20 protein-coding genes are annotated in these 19,260 nt (G+C 74.6%); 13 read left to right on the forward strand and 7 right to left on the reverse strand.

The window, feature by feature from the left end; genetic code table 11:
* The first annotated feature begins 25 nt into the window (after positions 1 to 25).
* From QSK45_RS19390 to QSK45_RS19425, 8 genes are all read left to right on the forward strand, one after another.
* Positions 26 to 451 (forward strand): phage tail protein, encoded by a 426-nt coding sequence (locus tag QSK45_RS19390; protein ID WP_285558522.1) that lies wholly within the window; start codon positions 26 to 28, stop codon positions 449 to 451.
* A gap of 52 nt (positions 452 to 503) precedes the next feature.
* Entirely contained in the window at positions 504 to 1,226 is a 723-nt protein-coding gene (locus QSK45_RS19395) for a CIS tube protein (protein WP_285558524.1), read from the forward strand.
* Positions 1,223 to 3,049, forward strand: a complete 1,827-nt coding sequence (locus tag QSK45_RS19400; protein ID WP_285558526.1) for a VgrG-related protein — start codon at positions 1,223 to 1,225, stop codon at positions 3,047 to 3,049. The genes QSK45_RS19395 and QSK45_RS19400 overlap by 4 nt, the downstream gene beginning before the upstream one ends.
* 37 nt (positions 3,050 to 3,086) lie before the next feature.
* Positions 3,087 to 3,404, forward strand: a complete 318-nt coding sequence (locus QSK45_RS19405; RefSeq protein WP_285558529.1) for a PAAR domain-containing protein — start codon at positions 3,087 to 3,089, stop codon at positions 3,402 to 3,404.
* Entirely contained in the window at positions 3,404 to 3,826 is a 423-nt protein-coding gene (locus tag QSK45_RS19410) for a GPW/gp25 family protein (protein ID WP_285558531.1), read from the forward strand. Before QSK45_RS19405 ends, QSK45_RS19410 begins: the two co-directional genes overlap by 1 nt.
* On the forward strand, positions 3,826 to 5,784 hold the full coding sequence (locus QSK45_RS19415; RefSeq protein WP_285558534.1) for a putative baseplate assembly protein: 1,959 nt from the start codon (positions 3,826 to 3,828) through the stop codon (positions 5,782 to 5,784). Before QSK45_RS19410 ends, QSK45_RS19415 begins: the two co-directional genes overlap by 1 nt.
* Entirely contained in the window at positions 5,781 to 6,344 is a 564-nt protein-coding gene (locus QSK45_RS19420; RefSeq protein ID WP_285558536.1) for a phage tail protein, read from the forward strand. The genes QSK45_RS19415 and QSK45_RS19420 overlap by 4 nt, the downstream gene beginning before the upstream one ends.
* Positions 6,345 to 6,990: 646 nt before the next feature.
* On the forward strand, positions 6,991 to 7,755 hold the full coding sequence (locus tag QSK45_RS19425) for a zinc ribbon domain-containing protein (RefSeq protein WP_285558538.1): 765 nt from the start codon (positions 6,991 to 6,993) through the stop codon (positions 7,753 to 7,755).
* Between the two features lie 72 nt (positions 7,756 to 7,827).
* Here the strand turns inward: QSK45_RS19425 and QSK45_RS19430 are convergent, their stop codons facing one another.
* Positions 7,828 to 8,991, reverse strand: coding sequence for a SpoIIE family protein phosphatase (locus tag QSK45_RS19430; RefSeq protein WP_285558540.1), 1,164 nt, complete (start codon positions 8,989 to 8,991; stop codon positions 7,828 to 7,830).
* Positions 8,992 to 9,138: 147 nt separating this feature from the next.
* Positions 9,139 to 9,720 (reverse strand): HD domain-containing protein, encoded by a 582-nt coding sequence (locus tag QSK45_RS19435; RefSeq protein WP_285558542.1) that lies wholly within the window; start codon positions 9,718 to 9,720, stop codon positions 9,139 to 9,141.
* 222 nt (positions 9,721 to 9,942) lie between these two features.
* On the opposite strand from QSK45_RS19435, the gene QSK45_RS19440 reads away from it, so the two are divergent.
* From QSK45_RS19440 to QSK45_RS19450, 3 genes are all read left to right on the forward strand, one after another.
* The gene (locus QSK45_RS19440; protein ID WP_285558543.1) at positions 9,943 to 10,575 is read left to right on the forward strand and encodes a DedA family protein; all 633 of its coding nucleotides are present in this window, start codon (positions 9,943 to 9,945) and stop codon (positions 10,573 to 10,575) included.
* A gap of 615 nt (positions 10,576 to 11,190) precedes the next feature.
* A complete protein-coding gene (locus tag QSK45_RS19445; protein ID WP_285558545.1) occupies positions 11,191 to 11,550 on the forward strand; it encodes a DUF779 domain-containing protein in 360 nt (119 codons plus the stop codon).
* Positions 11,551 to 11,625: 75 nt separating this feature from the next.
* The gene (locus QSK45_RS19450; RefSeq protein WP_285558547.1) at positions 11,626 to 12,864 is read left to right on the forward strand and encodes a phosphodiester glycosidase family protein; all 1,239 of its coding nucleotides are present in this window, start codon (positions 11,626 to 11,628) and stop codon (positions 12,862 to 12,864) included.
* A 10-nt stretch (positions 12,865 to 12,874) separates the two neighbouring features.
* On the opposite strand, the gene QSK45_RS19455 is transcribed toward QSK45_RS19450, so the two are convergent.
* The 5 genes from QSK45_RS19455 to QSK45_RS19475 form a co-directional block, all read right to left on the reverse strand.
* On the reverse strand, positions 12,875 to 13,069 hold the full coding sequence (locus QSK45_RS19455; protein ID WP_285558550.1) for a hypothetical protein: 195 nt from the start codon (positions 13,067 to 13,069) through the stop codon (positions 12,875 to 12,877).
* 119 nt (positions 13,070 to 13,188) lie between these two features.
* Positions 13,189 to 14,262, reverse strand: a complete 1,074-nt coding sequence (locus QSK45_RS19460; RefSeq protein WP_285558552.1) for an acyl-CoA dehydrogenase family protein — start codon at positions 14,260 to 14,262, stop codon at positions 13,189 to 13,191.
* Positions 14,259 to 15,440, reverse strand: coding sequence for an acyl-CoA dehydrogenase family protein (locus QSK45_RS19465; protein WP_285558554.1), 1,182 nt, complete (start codon positions 15,438 to 15,440; stop codon positions 14,259 to 14,261). Before QSK45_RS19465 ends, QSK45_RS19460 begins: the two co-directional genes overlap by 4 nt.
* Complete coding sequence (locus QSK45_RS19470) at positions 15,437 to 16,402, reverse strand: NADPH:quinone oxidoreductase family protein (RefSeq protein WP_285558556.1); 966 nt, start codon at positions 16,400 to 16,402, stop codon at positions 15,437 to 15,439. The genes QSK45_RS19465 and QSK45_RS19470 overlap by 4 nt, the downstream gene beginning before the upstream one ends.
* Before the next feature lie 88 nt (positions 16,403 to 16,490).
* A complete protein-coding gene (locus QSK45_RS19475) occupies positions 16,491 to 17,066 on the reverse strand; it encodes a helix-turn-helix domain-containing protein (protein WP_285558559.1) in 576 nt (191 codons plus the stop codon).
* Between the two features lie 122 nt (positions 17,067 to 17,188).
* Here QSK45_RS19475 and QSK45_RS19480 point away from each other — a divergent pair, with 122 nt between their 5' ends.
* Positions 17,189 to 18,727 (forward strand): ATP-dependent DNA ligase, encoded by a 1,539-nt coding sequence (locus QSK45_RS19480; protein ID WP_285558561.1) that lies wholly within the window; start codon positions 17,189 to 17,191, stop codon positions 18,725 to 18,727.
* A complete protein-coding gene (locus QSK45_RS19485) occupies positions 18,724 to 19,197 on the forward strand; it encodes an NUDIX hydrolase (protein ID WP_285558563.1) in 474 nt (157 codons plus the stop codon). The genes QSK45_RS19480 and QSK45_RS19485 overlap by 4 nt, the downstream gene beginning before the upstream one ends.
* Positions 19,198 to 19,260: the final 63 nt, after the last annotated feature.

The following is a 19,260-nucleotide window of genomic DNA, read 5'->3' on the forward strand; positions in this document are numbered from 1 at the left end:
CGGACATGGAACGGATGACCCACGGATGACGGACAACATCTTCGCGACGAGCGTGTTCTTCCGGCTCCAGATCGGCGGCAACGATCTGGGCGCCTTCCACACGTGTTCCGGCATGGGCGCGCAGGTGGAGCTGGAGAGTTACGCGGAAGGCGGCAACAACGGCTTCACCTGGCAGCTGCCGGGCCGGGTGACCTGGTCGAACATCACACTGACCCGGCCGGTCACCGCCGACACGATGAAGATCAGCCGCTGGCTGGACCAGACCCTGCGCCGTGTGGAGCCCAAGGACGGGGAGATCGTGGCGCTGAAACCGGATCTGTCGCGGATCATCAGCTGGCAGGTGCTCGGCATCGTGCCGGTGCGCTGGGAGGGGCCGTCGTTCGACCCGGCCAACTCGCAGGCCGCGGTGGAGACCCTGGAGATCGCCCACGAGGGGCTGCGGCCCTCCTGACCCGCCCCCGTGCACCCCGTCGCCCCCGATCCGTCCGAAAGGAGTTCCCGGTATGTCCGCCGCCCCCCGCACCAGCCGTGCTCGGGCCCAACTGACCCTGAAGGAGCCCCCGTCGGCGGTGGGCGCGAAACCCGGCGGGACCATCGCGCAGCTCAACCTCCAGTTCAATCCGTCCACGCTCCAGCTGCGCAAGAGCACCACCTGGCGGCGCACCCCCTCCCGGATGGCCGGGCAGTCGGCGCTGCCGGAGTTCGTGGGCAGCGGACCCCGGGAACTGAGCCTGGAGGTCTTCCTCGACGCGACGTCGACGCACGACGACTCGGTCGAGCAGGCGGTGGAGAAGCTGATGAAGGCGTGTGTGCCGACCCCGGCGAGCCTCGCCCGCAAGAAGCCGGCGAGCCCGTGGGTGCGGTTCGAGTGGGGCACGGCCCGCACCACGTCGTTCGACGGGGTGATGTCGGGGCTTTCGGTGACGTACACGCTGTTCGACGTGGACGGCAAGCCGCTGCGGGCGACCTGCTCGCTGTCGGTGGAGGAGGCGAGCGTCGACCCGGCGGGGCAGAACCCCACCTCGGGCGCGCGCACGGCCCGCAGCACGCACACCATGGTGGCCGGGGACAGCCTCGCACTGCTGGCCTGGCGGGAGTACGGCGACGCGACGGCCTGGCGGGTGATCGCGGAGGCGAACGGGATCGACGACCCGATGGACCTGCCGCCGGGCACCGAACTGGTGGTGCCGGCGCTCGGGGACGCGGGCGGTGAGGAGGAGCGGTGACGACACCCGAGGCGCGGGGCGGCCGGTCGTTCGCGGCGGACCCCGTGGTGGAGGCGCCCGGTGAGCTGCCGCAGATCTGGGCGGCGCAGCTGGTGAGTTGCGCGGTGGACGAGAACGTGGGGCTGCCGGACACGGCGGTGCTCACCTATCGCGATCCGGACAACGAGTTCCTGAAGTCGACCGGCATCACGCTCGGCACGCCGCTGCGGGTGTCGGTGGTGACGGTCGCGGGACAGGCGCGCGAGCAGTTGTTCAACGGCGAGGTCACGGCGGTCGAGATCGACCGGGACGGCACCGGGTCGTTCACGGTGGTGCGCGCCTACTCCAAGGCGCACCGGCTCCAGCGGGGCCGGAAGGTCGTGGCGTACCGGAACATGACGGCCGCCGCCATCGTGCGCAAGGTGGCCGCGAGCGCGGGTCTGCCCTGCGGGAAGGTGGAGGCCGCGCCGGTCACGTACAAGCAGTTGTCGCAGGCCAATGTCTCCGACTGGGAGTTCCTCCAGTACCTGGCGGGCGAGAGCGGTGCGCAGGTGCGGGTGGACGACAAGGGGGTGCTCCAGTTCACCCGGCCCGAGCCGGCGTCGGGGGCGCCCGCGCCGTCGACCCCGGCGACGCAGAGCCCGATGGTGCTGGAGTACGGGCGCAACCTGCTGGCGCTGCGGGCCGCGCTGTCGGGTGCGGACGGCGCGGCCCAGGTGGAGGTGCGCGGCTGGGACGTCACCACCAAGACACCGCTGGTGGCCCGGCAGCCGTCGGTGACCAGCAAGACGGTGCAGCCCGGACTCTCCCCTTCGCTGGCGTCCGCGTTCGGGGCGAGCGCCAAGCTGACGGTGACCGACACCCCGTACCGCACACAGGCCGAGACGACGGCCGCGGCGGCGGCGATCTCCGCGCAAGTGGCCGCAGGGTTCGGCGAGCTGGAAGTGGTGGTGGAGGGCAGTCCGCGGCTGCGGGCGGGGGTGCCGGTGGCGCTCGGCAACGTGGGGCCCGCGTTCTCGGGCCGCTACACGGCGACGGCCGTGCACCACAGCCTGGACCCGCACGGCGGCTACCGGACCACGGTGTGGGTCAGCGCCAGCCCGGACCGGTCCCTCGCGGGCCTGGCGACCGGCGCCAACGCGCCCGGTCGCGGGCCGCGCATCCCGGGCCTCGCGATCGGTGTGGTGACGGACGTGCGGGAGCCGGGCGGTGCGCAGAGCGGCGCGGTGCGGCTCAAGTTCCCCTGGCTGGACGACACGTACGTGTCCGACTGGGTGCGGACCGTGCAGTGGGGCGGCAAGGGCGGCGGGGGCGTGGTCAGTCCCGAGGTCAACGACGAGGTGCTGGTCGGCTTCGAACAGGGCCTGCTGGACAGCCCGTACGTCATCGGCGGTCTGTACAACGGCGTGGACACCCCGTCCAAGCACGACGTGCCGCTGATCGACGGGACCAGCGGCAAGGTCAACCGCCGTTCCCTGGTGTCCCGTTCGGGGCACCGGGTGGAGCTGCTCGACGCGCGGGCGCCGGGCCCCTCCGGAGTACGGCTGCGCACCGCGGACGAGCGCATGGAGGTGCTGCTCGACGACCGCAACGACCGGATCGAGCTGACCGTGTACGCGGCCGGCGGGCGGCGCGCGCTGTCCTCGGTGCGTCTGGACGAGAGCGGCATCACCCTCGACGCGGGCACCGGGAAGGTCAGTGTGAAGGGCGCCTCCGTGGACATCGACGGCACCGACTCGGTGCGGGTGCACGGCCGTTCCGCGACGGTCTCCGGGCAGACCGACCTGACGCTCGACGGCGGTCTGCTGGGGGTGCTGAAGGCGGACCTCGTACGCATCAACTGACCTGCCAGACCCAGAGATTTCCCAGGAGGAGCCCCACATGCCCGGCGCAGCCCGTTCCGGCGACCCCACCAGCCACGGCGGGGTGGTCGCCACCCCGCCGCCCGGCGCCGCCGCGACGGTGGCGCGGGTGTTGATCGGCGGCAGGCCCGCCGCCGTCGTGGGCAGCCTGCACACCTGCCCGATTCCCCCGCACGCGGCCCTGGGCCCGGCCAACGTGATCCTGCCCGGCCCCGCCTCACTGCTGAAAGGCCAGGTGCTGATCGGCGGCCTGCCGGCGGCACGGGCGGGCGACAAGACCGCGTGCGGCGCGAACGTCGTGCTCGGGGCCCTGAACGTGCAGATCGGGGGGCTGTGATGAGCGAGCGGTTCATCGGGCGGGGCTGGGCGTTCCCGCTGCGGGTCGGCCCGACCGGCGGGATCGCGCTGGTGGAGCGGGAGCGGGAGATCGAGGAGGCCATCCGGCTGGTGCTCGGCACCGCTCCCGGCGAGCGGCCGATGCGCCCCGAGTTCGGCTGCGGCATCCACGACTACGTCTTCGCGCCGGGCGACGGCGCCACCGCGGGCCGGATCGCCCAGCAGGTGCGCGAGGCGCTGGAGCGCTGGGAGCCGCGGATCGGCGTGGACGAGGTGGTCGTCGCCTTCGACGAGGTCGACGCGGGCACCCTCTACATCGATGTGCGCTACACGATCCGTTCCACCAACGACCGGCGCAACCTGGTGTTTCCCTTCTACACGATCCCCTCCGAGGAGGGGGCCGAGGAAGCGGTCGCGGACTGATGGCCCTGCCCTCCCCCAATCTGGACGACCGGCGCTTCCAGCAGCTCGTCGACGAGGCGAAGCGCTATGTGCAGCAGCGCGCCCCGGAGTGGACCGACCACAACGTCTCCGACCCGGGTGTCACCCTGATCGAGACGTTCGCCTACATCGTGGACCAGCTGCTGTACCGGCTGAACCGGGTGCCGGACAAGAACTACACGGCGTTCCTGGACCTGTTGGGCATCCGGCTCTTCCCGCCGGCGGCGGCCGGGGCCGAGGTCGACTTCTGGCTGTCGGCGCCGCAGCAGGACGCGGTGACGCTGCCCGCGGGCACCGAGGTGACCACCGCGGACGGCGAGGCCGAGGAGCCGGTCGTGTTCGCCACCAAGGACGAACTGCGCATCATGCCCAGTGAGTTGACCCGGTTGGTGACCGCGCCGCGCACCGGTGAGCAGACCGACCGGACCCGGGAGCTCGCCGAGGGCCGCGACGTGCGGTGCTTCCAGGCCGCCCCGCAGCCGGGTGACGCCCTGCTGTTCGGGCTGCCCACGGCGGTGCCGCGGTGCATCGTGGCGGTGCGCCTGGACAGCCGGGTCGAGGGTGTCGGCGTGGACCCGCGCCAGCCGCCGCTGGTGTGGGAGGCGTGGGACGGCGGCCGTTGGCGGCCGTGCGAGACCGGCTCGGACAGCACGGGCGGCCTGAACCGGCCCGGCGAGGTGATCGTGTACGTGCCGGGCGGCCACACCGCGTCGGTGATCGGCGGCACCCGGGCGGGCTGGCTGCGCTGCCGGGTCACCGAGGCGGAGCCGGGCCAGCCGTTCTACTCGGAGTCACCGACGGTGCGCGAGGCGACGGTGTTCACCGTCGGCGGCACCACCCCGGTCGAGCACGCGGAGACCGTCACCGATGTGCCGCTCGGCACCTCGGAGGGGGTCGCGGGCCAGACGTTCCGGCTCGGCCGCCCGCCCGTACTGCTGGACGGTGGGCCGCCGCTGGTGGAGGTCTCCTCGGCCGACGGCTGGCAGCGCTGGGAGGTGGTCGAGCACTTCGGCCGCTCGGGTCCCGGCGACCGGCACGTCCGGGTGGACGCCACCACCGGCGAGTTCAGCTTCCCGCCGGCGCTGCGCGAACCGGACGGCACGCTGCGGCTGTGCGGCGCGGTGCCGGAGAAGGGCGCCCACATCCGGGTGGCCCGCTACCGCACCGGCGGCGGCCCGGCCGGCAACGTGGCCCGCGGCGCTATCTCGGTGCTGCGCAGCTCGGTCCCGTACATCGCGCGGGTCGTCAACCGGGAGGCGGCGCGCGGGGGTGTGGACGGCGAGAGCGTCGCGAACGCCAAGCTGCGTGCCCCGGACGCGCTGCGCATGCAGGAGCGGGCGGTCACCGCGGAGGACCACGAGATCATCGCGCGGCAGGCGGCGCCCTCGGTGCGCCGGGTGCGCTGTCTGCCCGCCGGGGACGGGGCGGGCGCGGTCCGGGTGCTGGTGGTGCCGGACGCGGTCGCCGACGACGGCGACCGGCTCCGCTTCGAACAGCTCATCCCCTCGGACCAGGTGCTGGCCGCGATCACCGACAGTCTGGACGAACGGCGCCTGATCGGTACCCGGTTGGTGGTGGAGCCGCCGGTCTACCAGGGCGTCACCGTGGTCGCCCGGCTCGCGACCGCGCCCGCCGACACCGACCGGGTGCGGGACGCGGCGCTCGCCGCCCTGTTCCGGTACCTCAACCCGCTGCGCGGCGGGCCGGACGGCACCGGGTGGCCGTTCGGGCGTCCGGTGCAGTACGGCGAGGTGTTCGGCGTGCTCCAGCGGGCCACCGGCAACGCGCTGGTGGAGGAGATCCGGCTGTTCGCCGCCGACCCGATCACCGGGCGGCGCGGCGCGCCGGTGGACCGCATCGACGTCGGTCCGGGCGCACTGGTCTTCTCCTACCAGCACCAGGTCGTCGTCCAGCCCATCGAGCCGGAGGCCCGCCCATGAGCCGCGCCGCCGTACCCGGTCTGCCGAGCCGGCATCCGATCGGGGGGATGCTGCCCGCGCTGTACGCGGAGGACGACTTCGCCCAGCGGTTCACCGCGGGCCTGGACACCGTCCTCGCGCCCGTGTTCTCCACCCTCGACAATCTGGCCGCCTATCTCGACCCCCGGGTCGCCCCGGCGGACTTCGTGGCCTGGCTGGCGTCGTGGGTGGGCGCCGCCGACGAGCCCGAGTGGCCGGCCGGGCTGCGCCGCGAGGCGGTGGTACGGGCGGTCGAGCTGCACCGGTGGCGCGGCACCCGGCGCGGCCTGGTGGAGCGGCTGCGGCTCACGCTCGGGGTGGACGCCGATGTCACCGGCGACGGCGGCGCGGTGTGGTCCCGCACCCCGGGCACCCCGCTGCCGCCGGCGCCGTCGGGCGAGGCGCTGGTCCGGGTGTGGCCGGGCCGGGAGCCGGTCGTGGACGCGGACCGCGTCCGCGACATCGTCCGCGCCCATTGTCCCGTCCATGTCCCCTGCCGGGTCGAGATCCTCTCCGGCCCGCCCGCCGACGAAGGGAGGTGACGCCATGCGCGCATGTCCCGCGTGCGGGGCGTCCAACGGCCCCGACGACGACTTCTGCGGCAACTGCGGGGCGTACCTGGGGTGGTCCTCGGAAGGGGCCGCACGGACGCCGACGACGGACGACGGCCCCGCGGCGGACGGGAGTCCGAGCCCCGCGTCGAGTCCCGCGGTCACGGACACCGGCTCCGCGGACGAGCCCGCGAGCGCGGGGAGTCCGGGAGCGGCGGCCGACGCCCGGCCCCGTGCGGAGGAGCCGGGTACGGCCCGCCGCACGGAGGAGGGCCGCACGACGCGTACCGGGGGCACCGACGACGACGCCGGGGACGTCCCGGCCCCGCCGGCCCCTCGTACGGCGCCCACCGCGTCCGGCACACCCCGTACACCCGGCGCGTCGTCCCGCACGTCCGGCACACCCCGTACGCCCAGCGCGTCGTCCGGCACGTCCGGTACGCCCGGCGCACCGGCGGCGCCTCCGGCACCCCGTACGCCTCCCGCGCCGTCTCCCACGCCATCCGTTCCTCCGCCATCACCGACGTCCCCGCCGTCCGCGCCGTCTGCGGTCTCCCCCGCGCGACCGGCGTCCCCGGCCCCTCGCGCGCCCCGTGCGCCCGAGGCTGCCGAGCCGGAGGCCCGGCAGCCCGCCCCCGTGCTGCCCGGGAAGCCGGTCGCGCCGCGGCCCGTCGTGCGGCCGGTGGCGGCGCGCGAGGAGGTGGTCGGCCCGCCGTGCCCCGCGTGCGGGACGCCGAACCCGCCCGGCCGCAAGTTCTGCCGGCGCTGCGCCACCCCGCTGAATCCGCAGGCGGCCCCCGCGCCGCTGCCGTGGTGGCGGACGGTGTGGCCGTTCCGGCGCCGGGTGCGGGCGGGCTCCGGTCGGTGGGTGCGGCTGCTGGTGATCCTTCTCGTGGTGCTGGCGCTGTGCGCGGGCGGCTTCCTGCTGCTGCCCGCCGGACGCGCCCTGTTCGAGGACACCCGGGACAAGCTCGGCGGCACCAAGGCCGTCACCGCGACCCGGGTGACCGCGAGTGCCGCGGTCCCCGGGCATCCCGCGTCGAACACCGAGGACGGCCTGAGCAACCGCTACTGGGGCGCGCCGGGACCGGGGGCCTCGGTGACGTACACCTTCGGCAAGCCGTTCCGGTTGGTGGACCTCATCATCACCAACGGCGCGTCGGACTCGCCCGAGCAGTACGCGACCGAGGCCCGCGCGCTCCGGATGGACATGGAGGTCACGTCCTCGGACGGCACGGTGCACCGCGAGTCCGTCTCCCTCAGCGACAAGGCGGGTCCGCAGACGGTGACCACGGGGATCAGCGACGTGGTGCGCGTGCGGCTGGTGCTGCACTCGGTCACGGGGCTGAGGGCCGGCCGTCATGTCGCGCTCGCGGAGGTGGAGTTCTACCAGCGGAGCTGAACTGCGGCCGCCGGCGCCGCGGTCCATGTCCTCCACGCGGTCCCGTCCGGTCTCCGGACGGGACCGCGGCGGTCATCCCGGCTGCGGTCCCGAGCGCGGCCGCAGGCGGGCCGCCAGGACGGCGACGTCGTCCTCGGCGTGACGGGCGTCGAGGCGCGCGACCACCGTGTCGAGGATGTCCTCCAGGGCCGGCGCGGTCCCGAAGTCGAGGGCGGCGAGCCGGTCGAGCGAGCGGTCGATGTCCTCCCCGCGCCGCTCGACCAGCCCGTCGGTGAACAGGATCAGGGTCCGGCCCGGCGCCAGGCGGAAGGTGGCCGGTTCATAGCCGCCGAGCCCGGTGCCGAGTGGTGGTCCGACCGGCACCGGCAGCGGGGCGGCCCGGCCGTCCGTGTCGATCGTGAACGGCGGCAGATGCCCGGCGCTGGCCAGTGTCACCAGGCCCCGGTTCGGGTCGACCTGGGCGAGCAGACAGGTGGCGGGCCTGCGTTCGGGCTCGTCGGAGGCCATGTCGTCCAGCTGGCGCAGCACCCGGTGCGGGGGCAGGTCGGCGGAGGCGATGTAGCGCAGCGAGGAGCGGTAGGCGGTCATGTCGACGGCCGCCTCCAGGCCGTGGCCCATGACGTCGCCGACGACCAGCAGGGTGCGGCCGAAGTGCAGTCGTACGGTCTCGCACCAGTCGCCGCCGACCAACGCGCTGTGCCCGACCGGGAGATAGCGGATGGCGACGTCCAGGTTCGGGTGCGGGCGGCCCGGTTCCGCCAGCAGGGCCCGCTGGAGCTTGCCGATGATGGTGCCGACGGCGTCGTGTTCGCGGGCCTGCCGGATGTGGGAGGCGGCGCGCTCGGTGAGGAACCGCAGGAACTCCGCTTCCGGCGGTGTGTACGGCGTGCTTTCCCTGGCGCAGACCAGCACGCCGTAGTGGCGGCCGCCGGTGGCCAGCGGCACGCAGAGCGCGGACCGCTCGTCGCCGGGTTCCGCCCCGACGGTCAGGTCCTCGTCCGGGTCGGCGGCGACCCGGGCGGCCGCGGCGACCCGCCGGACATCGGGCAGCAGGGCCCGGTCCCCGCCGACGGCCTCGTAGCCGACGCCCGCCTCGCTGCCCCAGCGCAGCACGGCCGCGGCGCCGCCGACCTGGGCGGCGGCGGCACGGGTCAGCTCCGCGCAGGTCGTGTGCTCGTCGAGGGTCGTGCCGATCCCGGCCGCCACCGCGCGCAACTCGGCCGGACCCACGGGCACGGGGGACTCCTCCCGGGCAGGTGTGCCGTGGCCATGGCCGTGGCCGCGCTTGACGGCATCGACCGCCGAGGGGCGAAACGGCTGAAACCAGTCCACCACAGCATTCACCTTAGAGGGGGACGCCGCCCCAGTCCCGCCATGAGCACATCAACACCCGCCGGACCCTGCCCCCGCATGGCCCGCGGCGACGCGTTCCAGCACCGACCGCCAGGTCTCCAGGGTCTCCAGGGCGGGACCGCGCAGGCCGACGGTCTTTCCGGCGTCGTCGGCGCGGCGCAGCGCCACCGCCGCCGCGAGATCGGGACCGGCTTCGAAGGCGGCGGCCTCGGCGGGGGTCATGGGGCCGCCCTGACGGCCGAGGGTGCGGGCGCTCTCCGGGGACAGCGCGAGGTCCGGGTCGGTGGCGGCGAGGTAGCGCTTGGCCGGAACGTGCAGGGCGACCAGCCGGGCGACCCGGGGCCCGAGCAGACCCTCGACCGCGGTCGCCGCGTGGGTGCCGTGGCCGGCCTCGTCGCCGGGCACGAGGTGGTGGCCGATGTCGTGGACGAGTCCCGCCGCCTGCAGCTCCTCGTCGTCGGGGTGGCTCACGGCGAGCAGGGCGGCGACCTGGAGACCGTGGTCGAGGATGTCCACCGGGTCGCCGGAGCGGTCCGGGGTGTCCCGGACGCCGGCGCAGCGGGCGAGCAGGCCCATGAGCGCGTCGACGGAGGAGATCGGGTGGTGCGTCATGGGGTCACGCTGCCTCGGCGGGGTGTACGACGGATGGCCGGGGGATGTCGGTCCGCGGCGGCCTGTGGTTTCGCACGCCAGCTTCACCACGGGTCTCGCCCCACGAGGGCGCGAATTGTCTTTTCATACGATATCTCCCGTCCAGCGAGGCGGGCGGCGCCTCGGCGGGAACGCGATGCTGGTGAGCGTGGAGCCCTGCGAGAAGGCCAGGAGGCGCGGCCGGTGATCGCCGTCAACCCGTTGGACAGCGCCTCGGTGCTGGCCGCCTTCGGCGCGCTCGGGGTCCTGGCGGTGATCTTCGCGGAGTCGGGTCTGCTGGTCTTCGGCTTCTTCCTGCCGGGAGACACGCTGCTGTTCCCGGCCGGTGTCCTGTGCGCGGGCAGCGCCGAGCAGCCGCCGCGGCTCGCGCTGTGGCAGGTGCTGCTGTGCGCGGCGGTCGGCGCGGTGGCCGGGGGCCAGGTCGGCTATCTGATCGGGCGGCACGGCGGCCGGGCGCTGCTCGCCCGCGCCTCCAGCCGGCGGGTGAAGGGCGCGGCCACCCGCGCCGAGGAGCTGCTGGCCCGGTACGGCTACGGCAAGGCGCTGGTGATCGGCCGGTTCGTGCCGCTGCTGCGCACGGTGCTGCATCCGGTGGCGGGGGCGCTCGGGGTGCCCGCCCGGCCGTTCACCGTGTGGCAGACGGTGGGCGGGGTGCTCTGGTCGCAGGCCCTGGTCCTGGCGGGCTTCACCCTCGGCGCGTCGGTCCCGCGGATCGACGACTATCTGCTGCTGCTGGTCGCGGTGGTCGTCGTCCTGTCCATGCTGCCGCTGCTGGTGGAGGCGTACAGGACGCGCCGCGACCGGCGGGACTCCTGAGGGGGCGGCCCCCGCCCCGGCCGCCTGGGAGCGCCCGCCCCGCCGTCCCGGACCGCGCGGGCCGCGGTTCCGCCGCCAGAGGGGGCTCGGCGAGCAGCGTGAGATCGGCGCGCTGCCCGACGGCGAGCCGCCCGGTGTACTCCTCCCCGTGAGGCCCGCCTCGGGGCCGTGCGGCGGCGGTGCCGGGCGCCCGCCATGCCCCGAAGCGGGGATGCGGCGCGACAGGCCGGCCGGAGTCCGCTCGGAGCGGCCTGGGCCTTCCCCCACGGAGTCGAGGTCCTGCCGTACGCCGCGTCGCCGATGGCGCGGGTGGCCGTCGGCACACCGGCGCGGCGCGAGGCGGCGATCACCTCGGGGAGCGCTGCCGGTCGGCCGGAAGGCGCGGGCCGACTCACCGTGCCGGCCCGGGGCCGCCCGCCCCTCGCCCCGCCCCCTACGGCCCACCGGACGGCTGCTGGAGGATGCCGCCCGCGAGCCGGTCGAGGCCCCCACGCCCGAGCCGGTCGAGGCCGCGCTGCTCGATGCGCCCCGTCGGAGTGGTACCGCGCTCTGGACGGCCTCCTGAGCATCCGTGAGACTGGCCGGGACGGACGCCCCGGTTCCCAGGACGGTGCCATGGAAGAGGAAGTCCCGCGCGTGCAACTCACCCCGCGCGCCGAAGAACTGGTACGTCGGCTGCGCGCCCTGCACGGGCCGCTGATGTTCCACCAGTCGGGCGGCTGCTGCGACGGCAGCGCGCCGATGTGCTACCCGGACGGCGAGTTCCGCACCGGCGGCTCGGACGTGCTGCTGGCGGAGCTGGACGTCTCGGGGGTGGCGGAGCCGGTCACCTTCTGGATGTCGCGCGCCCAGTTCGAGGCATGGAGTCACACCCGGCTCGTCGTGGACGTCGTCCCGGGACGCGGCAGCGGTTTCTCCCTGGAGGCACCCGAGGGGGTGCGTTTTCTCACCCGTTCTCGCGTAGTCGACGCCTAGTCCGCCCGCCGTCCGCCGCCGTCTGGTGCACTGCCCCCTGAGACAGGGACGGTTGACGAGGCATCAGGGGGCACGGTGACCAGACGTCGCGGGCGTTCGGCAGCGGGCAGAGCGGTTCTCACGGTTGTCACGGCGCTCGGCGTACTGGCCGGCGCGGCCCTCGCGGGGGCGGCGCCGGCCGGTGCCGTGCCGGCGGGCAGGACCATCGTGCCGGGCGTCACCTACCGGCAGTTCGACGTCCACGCGGCCGCGGGCACCACACACGCCCACCTGCTCACGGTCGACCTCGGCAATCCGCACGTGCGCGTCGACCTGCTGCACCCGGGCGCGGTCGCGTCCCGTGCCACGGTCTCCGCGATGGCGAACTCGGCGAAGGCGGTCGCGGGCGTCAACGGGGACTTCTTCGACATCACCGAGACCCAGCACCCGGGGGTGGACCCCACCGGCGCGAGCGTGGGCCCGGCCGTCGCGAACGGGCAGGTGCTCAAGTCGGCGGTGCCGAAAGGGCAGCGGTTCGGTCCCGCGCTGCCGCCGGGCGCGACCACCGAGGACGTCCTCGGTGTCGGCACCGACCGCCGCGCCCGCATGGACCGCCTGTCCCTGACCGGCTCGGTGCGCACTCCGGAGGGCGAGCTGCCGCTGAAGGGCCTCAACCAGTACGCCCTGGCGGAGAACTCGGTCGGCGCGTACACCTCCCGCTGGGGCAGCGCCTCGCGCGAGCGGGCCGTCTGCGGCACCGACACGGACCGGGGGGCGGGCTGCGGCTCCGACACGTACGAGGTGAGGGTGCGCGGCGGCCGGGTGGTCTCCGTCGCGAACACGCCGGGCAGCGGCGCCATCCCGGCGGACACCACGGTCCTCGTGGGCCGTGAGAAGGGCGCCCGGGAACTGCGGAGACTGGCGGTCGGGGACGCGGTGTCGGTCACCCACGCGCTGGTCGCGGCGGCCTCCAGGGTCGCCTACGCCTTCGCGCTCGGCGGCTTCCCGGTGCTGCGCGACGGCAAGCCGCTGTCCGGACTGGACGACACCGCCTCCGCGGTGCGCACGATCGTGGGCTTCGACGACGGCGGACGGCGACTGCTGCTCCTGGCCCTCGACGGCGCCGCGGCCTACCGGTCCGGCCTGACGGTCGCCGAAGAGGCCACCACCATGCGGTCGTTGGGCGCGTCCGACGCGTTCAACCTGGACGGCGGAGGCTCCAGCGAGATGGTCACCCGGGACGCGGGCGGGGCCGCGGTGACGGTCCGCAACCATCCGAGCGGCGGCGCCGAGCGGCCCGTGGCGAACGGGGTCGGTGTCTTCGCCACGGGCTGACCCGCTCGGCTCACGGCCGCAGGCTGCTCACCAGGGCGGCCGTCGCGTCGAGCCCGTTGTGGATGGTGGGCGCCATGCTCGTACACGCCAGGTAGAAGCCGAGCAGCATGCAGACCAGACCGTGGGAGACCTTCAGCGAACCATTGCGCATGAAGATCACGGCCAGGATCAGGAGCAGCAGCACCACAGAGATGGAAATCGCCATCGGGAACCTCCTCCGCCACGCCCAGAAGCGGCGTTCGGCCGCAAGTGTGGCGTAGCGGAGGGTTCCGCCGGGCGGCTGACGTGTCCTCCGATCGTGTGGTGTCTCGGGCGGTACGGGGCCTACGGGGCCCGCAGATCGACGAGTTCGGCCAGGGCCTGGCGATGGGCGCCCGCGCTGCCGAAGGCGAGGGAGCCGGCCTTGGCCCGCTTCAGGCACAGGTGCACGGGGTGCTCCCAGGTCATACCGATCCCGCCGTGCAGCTGGAGCGCCTCCTCGGCGGCGCGGACGGCGACGGGCGCGGCGTATGCCTGGGCGACGGCCACCGTGATGTCGGCGTCCTCGCCCGTGGCCAGTGCGTCGGCGGCGGCGCGTGCGGCGGCCCGCAGGCTGACCACCTCCAGCCACAGCTGGGCGAGCCGGTGCTTGAGCGCCTGGAAACCGCCGACCGGCCGGTTGAACTGCTTGCGCTCCTTGAGATAGCGCACCGTCTCGGTCAAGGCCCAGTCGGCGAGACCCAGTTGCTCGGAGGCGAGCAGTCCGGCGGCGGCGCGCAGGGCCCGTCGCACGGCGGGCTCGGCGTCGCCGAGGCGCCGGCCGGTGGCGCCGTCGAGGGTGACGGTGGCGAGCGGCCGGGTGAGGTCCAGCGAGGTCTGCGGGGTGCGGGTGACGGCGTCGGCGGCCACGGCGTACAGGCCGCCGTCGTCGGCCGGGACGAGCAGCACGTCCGCGGCGGCCGCGTCCGCGATGCCGGTCAACTCGCCGTGCAGGGTGCCGTCCCTGAGTCGTACGGCCCGCGCGGCGGCGCCGGGACCCAGGTGCAGACCGACGGCGAGCACGCCGATGGTGCGCCCGGTCGCGAGTTCGCCGAGCAGTTCCTCGTCGCCGCAGGCGAGCAGCGCCTCGGTGGCCACGACCGCGCTGGTGAGATAGGGCACCGGCGCGACCGCCCGGCCCAACTCCTCCAGCACGACGGCGGCTTCGCGGTGCGAGGCACCCTGGCCGCCCAACGCCTCGGGGATCAGGAGCCCGGCGAGGCCCATGCTCACGGCGAGGGACTTCCACAGGTCGAGGTCGTGCGGGGCCGCCGACTCGGCGCGCGCGATGACCTCGGCCGCGGCGCAGTGGTCGGTGAGCAGGTCCCGTACGGCCGCCCGCAGCGCCTCTTCCTCCTCCGAGTACAGCAGGTCGGTCATCGGGCCAGGTCCTTCCAGGCGACGTCCTTGTCGGTGCGCGGCTCGGCGGGCAGCCCGAGTACGCGCTCGGCGACGATGTTCAGCAGGACCTCGCTGGTCCCGCCCTCGATGCTGTTGCCCTTGGACCGCAGGTAGCGGTAACCGGCGTCGCGGCCGGTGAAGTCGACCAGCTCCGGTCGGCGCATGGTCCAGTCGTCGTACAACAGTCCCTCCTCGCCGAGGAGTTCGACCTCCAGGCCGCTGATCTCCTGGTTGAGGCGGGCGAACGCGAGTTTCATGCCGGCGCCTTCGGGGCCGGGCTGGCCGACGACGAGCTGCTGGCGCAGGCGTTCGCCGGTGAGGCGGGCGACCTCGGCCTCCACCCAGAGCTTCAGCAGGCGCTGGTGCAGGTCGTGGGTGCGCAGGTCCGGGCGTTCCCGCCAGGTCTTCGACACCGGGCCGATCATGCCGCCCTCGCGGGGCAGCCGCATGCCGCCGATGGCGACGCGTTCGTTGTTCAGCGTGGTCTGCGCGACCCGCCAGCCGTCGCCGACGTCGCCGAGCCGACGGGAGTCGGGGATGCGCACGTCGGTGAGGAAGACCTCGTTGAACTCGGCCTCGCCGGTGATCTGCCGCAGCGGCCGGACCTCGACGCCGGGGTCGGTCATGTCGCAGACGAAGTAGGTGATGCCCTGGTGCTTGGGCACGTCCGGGTCGGTGCGGGCGATCAGGATGGCCCAGCGGGCGAGATGGGCGCTGGAGGTCCACACCTTCTGCCCGTTGACCACCCAGGCGTCGCCCTCGCGGACGGCCCGGGTGCCGAGCGCGGCCAGGTCGGACCCGGCGCCGGGCTCGCTGAACAGCTGGCACCAGACCTCCTCGCCCGTCCAGAGGGGGCGCAGATAGCGGCGCTTCTGCTCCTCGGTGCCGTACTTGAGGATCGTCGGCGCGGCCATGCCGAGGCCGATGCCGATCCGCCGGGGGTCGTTGTCGGGGGCTCCCGCCGCCTCCAACTCGGCGTCGACGACGACTTGGAGGGAACGCGGCGCGCCGAGTCCGCCCAGTCCCTGCGGGTAGTGCACCCAGGCGAGGCCCGCGTCGAAGCGGGCGCGCAGGAAGTCGAGCCGCTCGGTCCGTCCGGGTGGGTTGGCCGCCAGGAACTCCCTGGTACGGTCGCGCAGTTCGTCGGCGTCGCTCACGCTGCCCCCTCCGTCACCACGGCGATCCGGCCGGTGCTGCGGCCGTCCGCCACCTTCTGCACGGCGCCCGCGGCGCCGCCGAGCGGTACCCGCTCGCTCACCAGCGGTTTGATCGCACCGCGCGCGGCCAGCTCGGTCAGCTGCTCGTGGCACTGCCGGACCAGCTCGGGGTCCTTGGTGTTGTACAGGCCCCAGTGGAGGCCCAGGATCGAGTAGTTCTTCACCAGGGCGTGGTTGAGCGCCGGGGTGGGGATGGTGCCGCTCGCGAAGCCGACGACCACGATCCGGCCCTCGAAGGCGGCCAGCTTGGCGGACTGGGCGTAGGACTCGCCGCCGACGGGGTCGTAGATCACATCGGCGCCGCGCCCGCCGGTGGCCTCCTTCACGGTGGCGACGACGTCCTCGGCGCGCCGGTCCACGACCACGTCGCAGCCCAGCTCCCGGGCGACGGCGGCCTTCTCGGCCCCGCCGACCACACCGATCACGGTGGCGCCGGCCGCCTTGCCGAGCTGCACGGCCGCGCTGCCCACGCCCCCGGCCGCGGCATGCACCAGCAGGGTCTCCCCCGCTTCGATGCGGGCCCGGCGGTGCAGCCCGAACCAGCCGGTCTGGTAGCCGATGTGCAGCGCGGCGGCCTCGGCGTCGTCCAGCGCCCCGGGCGCGGGCAGCAGGGCCGCCGCGTCGGCGACGGCGTACTCGGCGAAACCGCCGTACGGGAGCGCGGGGGTGGCGATCACCCGGCGGCCGTCCTCGGTCTCGCCGCAGATCTCCACGCCCGGCGTGAACGGCAGCGGCGGGCGCACCTGGTACTGGCCCCGGCACAGCAGCGCGTCCGGGAAGTTGACGTTGGCCGCCCGCACCCGCAGCAGCACCTGGCCGTCGCCCGGGACGGGCCGCTCCGTCTCCGCGAGCCGCATCACCTCGCTCGGCTCACCGTTCTCGTGCACCTGCCATGCCTGCATACGGGGCCTCCACGCGACCGCATCGTCCGACCGGATCGTTCGCATACTAAGCGGTCGCTTGCCCGGGAGGGAACACCTCACGGGCGGCTCACTTGCGCGCCGCCGGGCGCGCCCGCACATGCATCCGCTCCCCCTGCGGCCCGAACAGGCTCAGGAACTCCACCGGCCCCTCGCCCGCCGACCCGAACCAGTGCGGCACCCGGGTGTCGAACTCGGCCGCCTCCCCGGCCGCCAGCACCACGTCGTGCTCGCCGAGCACCAGCCGCAGCCGCCCGGACAGCACGTACAGCCACTCGTACCCCTCGTGGCTGCGCGGCTCCGGCTCCTCCGTGCGCCTCGGTTCGAGCACCTTGAAGGCCTGGAGGCCGCCGGGCTGGCGGGTCAGCGGCCAGAAGGTGCGGCCGTGCCGCCGCAGGGGCTCCGCCCGCACCCGGGGGTCGCCGACCGGCGGCGCGCCGACCAGTTCGTCCAGCGGGACCTGGTGGGCCTGGGCGATCGGCAGCAGCAGCTCCAGGCTGGGCCTGCGCAGCCCGGACTCCAGCCGCGACAGGGTGCTCACGGAGATGCCGGTGGCCTGGGACAGCGCCGCCAGGGTCACCTGCCGTTCCCTGCGGATCCGCCGCAGCCGGGGACCCACCTCCGCCAGGACGTCTTCGGTACTCATGCGCGCATTGCAGTTTCGGCAACGGTGTTTGTCAATCCCACGACGCCGGGGCCTCCGTGCGCGCACCCCTCGGCACGGCACGTCCGGGTGTGGACCCCCCGCCTCCGGTGCACTCTGAGGGCATGCTGCTGTCCCGGCTCGCCCAGGTGTCCCGGGAGGTGGCCGCGACGGCGGCTCGGTCCCGCAAGATCGCGCTGCTCGCGGAGCTGTTCCGGGAGGCGGACGCGGACGACGTGCCGATCGTCATCCCGTACCTCGCCGGACGGCTGCCGCAGGGCCGGCTGGGCGTCGGCTGGAAGGTGCTGGGCCGCCGGGTCCCGCCCGCCGCCGAGCCCACCCTCACCGTCCGGGCGGTCGACGCGGCCCTCACCGGCCTGGGCGAGGTCTCCGGGGCCGGCTCCCAGGGCGAGCGCGCCCGGCTCGTGGGCGCGCTGATGGGCGCGGCCACCGAGGACGAGCAGCGCTTCCTGCTCGGCCTGCTGACCGGCGAGGTCCGCCAGGGCGCCCTGGACGCGGTCGCGGTGGAGGGCCTCGCGCGGGCGACCGGCGCGCCGGCGGAGGACGTACGGCGGGCGGTGATGCTGTCGGGCTCGCTCCAGACGGTCGCGCGGGCCCTGCTGGGCGAGGGACCCGCCGCGCTCGACCGGTTCCGGCTCACGGTCGGCCGCCCGGTGCTGCCGATGCTGGCGCACAGCGCCTCCTCCGTCGCCGAGGCGGTCGGGAAACTGGGCGCCTGCGCGGTGGAGGAGAAGCTGGACGGCATCCGGGTGCAGGTGCACCGGGACGGCGACACGGTCCGCGTGCACACCCGCACCCTGGACGACATCACCGCCCGGCTGCCCGAGGTGACGGCCGCCGCGCTGGAGTTGGGGGGTGAACGGTTCATCCTGGACGGCGAGGTGATCTCCTTCGACGCGGCCGGGCGGCCCCGCTCCTTCCAGGAGACGGCGGGCCGGGTCGGCTCCCGCACGGACGTGGCGCGGGCGGCCGGACAGGTCCCGGTCTCCCCCGTCTTCTTCGACGTCCTCGCCGCCGACGGCCGCGATCTGCTCGACCTGCCCTTCGCCGAGCGGCACGCGGAGCTGGCCCGGCTGGTGCCCGAGCCGATGCGGGTACGGCGGACGCTGGCCGAGGGCGCCGCGGACATCCCGGCGGCGGAACGCTTCCTCGCCGACACCCTGGCCCGCGGCCACGAGGGCGTGGTGGTGAAGTCGCTGGCCGCCCCCTACAGCGCGGGCCGGCGTGGCGCCGCCTGGCTCAAGGTCAAGCCGGTGCACACCCTCGACCTGGTGGTGCTGGCCGCCGAGTGGGGCCACGGCAGGCGCACCGGCCGCCTGTCCAACCTCCACCTCGGCGCCCGCACGGCGGACGGCGGCTTCGCGATGCTCGGCAAGACCTTCAAGGGCATGACGGACGCGATGCTCGCCTGGCAGACCGAGCGCCTCCGGCGGCTGGCGGTCGAGGACGACGGCCGGGTGGTACGGGTGCGCCCCGAACTCGTCGTGGAGATCGCCTACGACGGCCTCCAGCGCTCCTCCCGCTACCCGGCCGGGGTCACCCTGCGCTTCGCCCGCGTGGTCCGCTACCGCGAGGACAAGGCCCCGGGGGAGGCCGATACGGTGGAGGCCCTGCTCGCCGCCCACCCGGAGGTCACACCGTGACGGTGCGTACGACGAAGCGCAGCGCGGGACTGCTGGTGTACCGGCACACCGGCGAGGGCCTGGAAGTCCTGCTCGGCCATATGGGCGGCCCGCTCTGGGCGAGGAAGGAGGCCGGCGCCTGGACGGTCCCCAAGGGCGAGTACGAGGGCGACGAACCCGCGTGGGAGGCGGCCCGGCGGGAGTTCCAGGAGGAGCTGGGCCTCACGCCGCCCGACGGGGAGGCCGTACCGCTCGGCGAGGTCGTCCAGCGCAACGGCAAGGTCGTCACGGCCTGGGCGCTGCGCGGGGACCCGGACCTGACCGCCTTCAGTCCCGGCACCTTCAGCATGGAGTGGCCCCCGCGCTCGGGACGGCGGGCGGAGTTCCCCGAGCTGGACCGGGTGGCCTGGCTCGGCCTGGACCGGGCCCGCGAGGTGATCGTCACGGCGCAGGCCGCGTTTCTCGACCGGCTGACGGAGCACTCGGGCTGAACAGGCGACCTGGCGTTGCGTCCCGGCGGGCCGCGCGCGAAGGTCGAATCACAACCCGCTTCC

Source organism: Streptomyces hygroscopicus subsp. hygroscopicus (assembly GCF_030269125.1).
Lineage (GTDB): Bacteria > Actinomycetota > Actinomycetes > Streptomycetales > Streptomycetaceae > Streptomyces > Streptomyces hygroscopicus_C.